At 48.8% G+C, this 5807-nt stretch carries 5 protein-coding genes; 3 read left to right on the top strand and 2 right to left on the bottom strand.

Annotated elements, in window-relative coordinates; translation table 11 throughout:
• On the bottom strand, positions 1 to 672 hold a 672-nt coding region (locus ACR0P9_RS06625), incomplete at its 3' end, for a polysaccharide deacetylase family protein (protein WP_432618495.1).
• A 575-nt stretch (positions 673 to 1247) separates the two neighbouring features.
• Between ACR0P9_RS06625 and ACR0P9_RS06630 the strand changes: the two genes are divergently transcribed.
• Entirely contained in the window at positions 1248 to 2915 is a 1668-nt protein-coding gene (locus tag ACR0P9_RS06630) for a solute:sodium symporter family transporter (RefSeq protein WP_432618496.1), read from the top strand.
• Between the two features lie 159 nt (positions 2916 to 3074).
• Here ACR0P9_RS06630 and ACR0P9_RS06635 read toward each other — a convergent pair whose 3' ends face one another.
• On the bottom strand, positions 3075 to 3482 hold the full coding sequence (locus ACR0P9_RS06635; protein ID WP_432618498.1) for a lipocalin-like domain-containing protein: 408 nt from the start codon (positions 3480 to 3482) through the stop codon (positions 3075 to 3077).
• 252 nt (positions 3483 to 3734) lie between these two features.
• Here ACR0P9_RS06635 and ACR0P9_RS06640 point away from each other — a divergent pair, with 252 nt between their 5' ends.
• Together ACR0P9_RS06640 and ACR0P9_RS06645 are read left to right on the top strand one after the other, a co-directional pair.
• Positions 3735 to 4760 carry a LacI family DNA-binding transcriptional regulator gene (locus tag ACR0P9_RS06640; RefSeq protein WP_432618500.1) on the top strand — a complete coding sequence of 342 codons (1026 nt, stop codon included), beginning with the start codon at positions 3735 to 3737 and terminating at the stop codon, positions 4758 to 4760.
• Between the two features lie 378 nt (positions 4761 to 5138).
• A partial coding sequence (locus tag ACR0P9_RS06645; RefSeq protein ID WP_432618502.1) for a Gfo/Idh/MocA family protein occupies positions 5139 to 5807 on the top strand: 669 nt, incomplete at its 3' end.

A 5807-nucleotide genomic window follows, 5' to 3' on the forward strand; every position in this document is an offset into this window, starting at 1 on the left:
GAGTCCTTCAATGACATCCGGCAGAGCGGCAGGCGTATTGACCGCTGCGTTGTGGAACAAGATAATACTGCCATTTTGCGCATTTTGGACAACTCTGCTCGTGATTTCAGACGGTGCCGGATTCTTCCAATCTAGTGAATCGACATCCCACTGAATGCAGTACATGCCAATGGAGCGCATAGTGGAAACCACTGCATCATTATAATCTCCGTATGGCGGGCGGAACAGCGTTGGCTGCACGCCTGTAATCGCTTTGATTTTTTCATTGCAGCTCTGTACTTCCGCCGTCATTTGCTCTGCGGATAAATCCGGCATATGCGGATGTGTCGAAGAATGATTCATGACTTCGTGTCCTGCATCGGAAAGTGCTTTGACGGATTCTGGATATTTTTCCACCCACTCCCCTACGACAAAAAATGTCGCCTGGATGTCATACTTCTTCAGAATGTCAATGAGCTGCTGCGTGTCCTCATTTCCCCACGCCGCATCGAAGGTCAGCGAGCAAACTTTGTCTTTTCGTTCCACGCTGTAAATAGGCAGATCTCTTTGCGCCGCGGAAACGCTGATCCAATTTCCTGTACAAAAAAACAGACAACCTGCACAACACACCACAGCGGCTATCAGCAGTGCAACCGCCATTTTTTTGCCGGATACTACCTTAAAATAGCACATTTCACCCACCTCAGTGTATCTTACGTGCATAGTTTGTACATTATACCGCCGTCCGCACTTGTCTAGTTCTCTGTACGCTGTCACAATTCGCCGAAGAAATATCTGGTGATTCTGCTGTGAAAAAAGTCGTGCTTTTCTCTTGCAATTCAGGGCATATCATGGTAAATTTATAAGCAAGGAAAGCAACATGTATGTTTCCTTCCGAGCACGTCTTTCAAAATTGGATGGTCAAAAATCAGCGGATGCTGGCAAAAAGAAAATCGCCAGTTGCAATCCGCTTTTGTTCCCCCCAATTGCGTGCACGTGAACGCAACATCATGCGGCATCCCAATCATTGCACCTTTATAATTTCATAAAGGCATAGAATACGATCCTATGCATCCATAACAACAAAGGAAAAGGTTACTCAGATTCGATTCCGAATTTCGACAACTACTTTTGTATGACTTTGTTTTTCCCATACAGAAAGATATGTTCTTTTATGGAGAGAGTGTTATTGAAAGAATGTTAAAAGCGATCTTTTGGGGAAGCAACATGTGAAACAAAAGGAAATATAAAGAAAGAAGGAAAAATAAATGGGTTTTCTGAACTCTAACATTTGGGTTATTATCTCCTTCTTGGCTTTCACGATCTTAGTAGCAGTCATTGCTAGCGTAAAGACCAAGGGCGATAACCTCGAATCCGCAGACGGATACTTCCTCGCAAGCCGCAGCCTTCCGGGCTACGTTATCGCAGGTTCCCTTCTGCTGACAAACCTGTCTGCTGAGCAGCTGGTTGGCCTGAACGGCCAGTCTTGGCAGACCAACATGAGCCCGTCCGCATTTGAAGTTGGTTCCATCTTCACTCTGCTGTTCCTGGCTCATTACTTCCTGCCGCGTTACCTGAAGATGGGTACCACAACCATTCCGGCTATGATGGAAGAGCGTTTTGGCAAGGGCGTTAAGCTCATGTTCTCCGCTATCATCGTACTGATGTACTCCTTCCTGAACCTGCCGGTTATCCTGTACTCGGGTTCCGTTGCATTCGTAAGAATCTTTAACTTTGACAAGCTGTCTATCTTCAACGGCAACCAGTTCGCTGCTATTGCCGTTCTGTGTGTAGTTATTGGTATTGTAGGTGCTTGCTACGCAATCTTCGGCGGCCTGAAGGCCGTTGCTGTATCCGATACCATCAACGGTATTGGTCTTTTGATTGCAGGCTTCCTGATCCCGTTCATTGCTCTGGCAGTTCTGGGTCATGAAGTTGGCGGTTCTGGCATCGTTGACGGTTGGTCTTACATCCTGCACAACGAGCCGGAGAAGCTGAATGCATGGTCCGCTTGGAACTCTGCACAGCCGAACCTGCCGTGGCCGCTGATCTTCACTGGTATGCTGTTCTCCAACCTGTATTGGTGGTGCACCAACCAGTCCTTCGTTCAGCGTTCCCTCGCTGCTAAGAACCTGGCTGAAGGCCAGAAGGGCGCTATTTACTGTGGCTTCCTGAAGTGCCTTGGCCCGCTGTACCTGATTTTCCCGGGCATCATCGCTTATCATATGCCGTCCATCCAGGAGACGATCAACAACTCTTCTTCCCCGATTGACATGGCATATCCGGCACTGATTGCACACGTTGTACCGACTCCGATTATGGGCTTCTTTGCCGCTGTACTGTTCGGCGCTATCCTGTCTTCCTTCAACTCCGTTCTGAACTCTGCTTGCACGATGTTCACGCTGGATATTGTCAAGGATACCAAGATAGGCAAGGGCAAGAACGATGCTCAGCTGATTAAGATTTCCAAGTCTTACGGTACCTTCGCAGCAATCATTTCTATCATCATCTCCCCGTTCGTTATGTACGCAAACGGCATTACCACCTTCCTGAACTCTCTGGCAAACTTCCTGTCCCTGCCGGTACTGTGCACCGTTCTCGGTGTTATGTGGTTCCGCCGCGTACCGAAGTTCACTCCGTATCTGATTACTGTTATCCATTTCGTTGTTTACGGCGCATTCCTGCTCCTGAAGCCGTGCTATCCGGGAACCACCGAAGAGATCCATTACCTGTACGCAATGGCTGTTCTGTTCCCGATCTACCTGCTGATTATGTTTATTCTGCAGAAGGTTCGCCCGTGCGAAGAGTATGTCGTACCGGATGTTGGTGCAGTTGACCTGACTCCGTGGAAGTATCGTTGGCACCTGACCATCATCGGCCTGGTTGTCGCTGCTATCTTCTACATCGTATTCTCCCCGCTGGTACTGGCAGCATAAGCTGTCTTCCAGCTCCTTTATCCCCAATGATTTCTTTTAAAACAACATAACACAATCTCCGCGCCCCCTGCAGTTCCTGATGCAGGGGGCTTTTGTCTTGCTTTTTTGTGACATAGGACAAAAAAACAGGCTTTGCTCGCCGCAAAGCCTGTTTTTCTTTTACTTGGAGTTGCCCGGTGCATCCTGATCGATGTTTCTCGTAAAGATCTGCTCTCTGCTACTCTTCCAAATCAGATACAAAATGTCATCGCCATACATGACGGAGACATCTTCATCGACAGAAGAGGTTTCTTCCTTGAGATGCAGGGTCTTGTAGTCATCGCTCAGGGTATAGGTACCGTTGCCCTTTTTGCCCTCGTTGTTGGTCTCATACGTGCCATCCTTGTTGAACTGAATGGTTGCGCTCTCATGTCCCTCAAAATACCATGTGCCGAGAATGGTTGTCTCGTCAATGGTCGCCGGTGGATCACCAATGTCCTCCTGCGTGTAGGTGCTGCGGGTGCAGCCGCACAGCAGCAGCGACGCCATAGCAACAAGCATAAGCACGGTCAATATTCTTTTTTTCATATATGTCTCTCCTCATAGTACTTGATGGATTTCATTATATCAGACAAGCCTGACAAATTCCACTGGGTATCTTTCGGGTATTATGCAGCAATTCGCAGTAATGCATAGACCTTTTACATCGGCGTTCTCATCGGTTATAACGAAAATGCTTGCTTTTTTTGTCCAGCCATGCTAGATTAAAATAGACAGAGCGATTGCTGTGATAATGTGGTACAATCGTTCTTTCGTATATCTGCTGGAAGGGGTTTCAACATGGCTGTCACACTCAAACAAATTGCCGAGCTTGCCGGTGTATCCCGCGGCACGGTAGACCGCGCGCTATACAACCGCGGCCGCGTCAAACCGGAGGTCGCTGAGCGAATCCGCAAAATTGCAAATGATCTTGGGTATCAGCCAAACCGCGCCGGAAAGGCGCTGGCAATGACCCACCGCCCGATGAAATTGGGCGTCATCGCGCAGGCGACAGAAACGCCGTTTATGCATCTGCTGCGCTCCGGCATCGACGATGCCGCGAAAGAAGTCTCCAGCATGGGCTGTGAGGTCTTGGTGCGTGAGGGCATCGGTCTGGATGTGGATGTTCAGCTTCAGCTCATTGATGAGCTGCTCGCTGAGGACATCAGCGGCTTGGCCATCTGTCCGGCAGATGATCCGCGCATGAAAAAGAAAATCAATGCGCTGGTAGATGCCGGTATTCCGGTCGTGACTTTCAACGCAGACATCGACGACACCAAGCGCATGTGTTTTGTCGGACAAAACAGTGAGCTTGCCGGCCGCACCTGTGCGGGTCTGGTCAACGCCATCACCAATGACGGCGGGCTGGTTCTCCCCATCTCCGGTTATCACTACAACCATTCGCACGCGCTGCGCATCCACGGATTCTGCGACGAAGTCAAAAAGAGCTTCCCCAATCTGCGCATTCTTCCCGCCGTGTACTGTCAGGACGATGAAATCACCACGCAGGAGCTGACGGAAGAGACGCTGCGCCGCCATCCGGATCTTAAAGCCATTTATATGGCTGCCGGTGGACAGACCGGCGTGTGCCGCGCTCTGGAGCGCATGGGCTGCACAGACACCGTCCGCGTGATCTGTTTCGACCTCATACCAAACAACATCCAGAATCTGCTTGACAGTCGTATAGACTTCTTGATCGGACAGGATGCACACACCCAAGGCTTTCAGCCGATTATGATACTTTTTGACCGTGTTTTTTCCGGAAAATCACCGGAAACCCGCTATTTTTACACCGATATTTCCATTAAAAACAAATACAATGTGTAATTTGACCATACTCTGCCCGCTGTTTTTTCTCGAAAAAGCAGCGCGGCAGATTTTTTTCGTCAAAATTTATAAAAAATCCTAGTCGTTTTTCGTCACTTTGACGTGTGTGCGTTCACGTGAACGCAATATTAAAATTATTTTTAGAAGCCTAAAAAGTTCATTTTTTCTTCGTTTTATCCAGTTTTGGCGGGTTTCTCCCCGTGAAATTGGCGATTTTCCGAAGCTCGTCTGGTGTTTCTGTACAAATATTTTGAATTTTGGGCATTTTGTTCTATTGATTTGCACAAGAAATTCCGCTATACTTGAGTCACAACAACAGAGAACACCGGTTCAAAACCGGTTCACATTTTGATTTTGGAGATTTTGGAGGTTTTTGACATGGATGAACTGAAAATCGCTCTGGTCGGCTGTGGCATGATTGGTAAGCAGCATATCGACCGTATTCAGAACAGAATTAAGGGTGCTACTATCGTAGCAGTATGCGATGTATTCGAGGCTGGCGCTAAGGCAGCAGCTGAAATCGCAGGTCCTGGCACCAAGGTTTACACCGATTCCGCTGAGGCTATTAACGATCCTGACGTTAATGCAGTCGTTGTTACCACTCCGGGCCAGTTCCACAAAACACCGATCCTGCAGGCTATCGCTGCTGGCAAGCCGGTATTCACCGAGAAGCCGCTGACCAACACCGCTGCTGAGTGCAAGGAAATCGTTGACGCTGAGATGGCTTCCGGTAAGCATCTGGTACAGGTTGGCTTCATGCGTCGTTACGACCGCGGCTACAACCAGGTAAAGGAACTCATCGACGAAGGCAAGTTCGGTGCTCCGATGATTCTGAAGTGCACCCATCGCGCTGACGGCGTTGCTGATGATTACACCACCGCAATGGCTGTTACCGATACCGCAATTCATGAGATCGACGTTCTGCCGTGGCTGATTAACGACGAGTGGGACGAAGTACAGTGCATCATGCCGAAGACTTCTTCCAAGGCTCATGCAGGTCTGAAGGATCCGCAGGTCATGATTATGAAGACCAAGACCGGCATCGTA

It is taken from the genome of Butyricicoccus sp., from assembly GCF_050872565.1.
GTDB lineage: Bacteria > Bacillota > Clostridia > Oscillospirales > Butyricicoccaceae > Butyricicoccus_A.

Bases quoted from the DNA above. Each gene is read 5' to 3' on its own strand.
- ACR0P9_RS06640 (WP_432618500.1), top strand. From the start codon at position 3,735: ATGGCTGTCACACTCAAACAAATTGCCGAGCTTGCCGGTGTATCCCGC.
- ACR0P9_RS06635 (WP_432618498.1), bottom strand. From the start codon at position 3,482: ATGAAAAAAAGAATATTGACCGTGCTTATGCTTGTTGCTATGGCGTCG.
- ACR0P9_RS06630 (WP_432618496.1), top strand. From the start codon at position 1,248: ATGGGTTTTCTGAACTCTAACATTTGGGTTATTATCTCCTTCTTGGCT.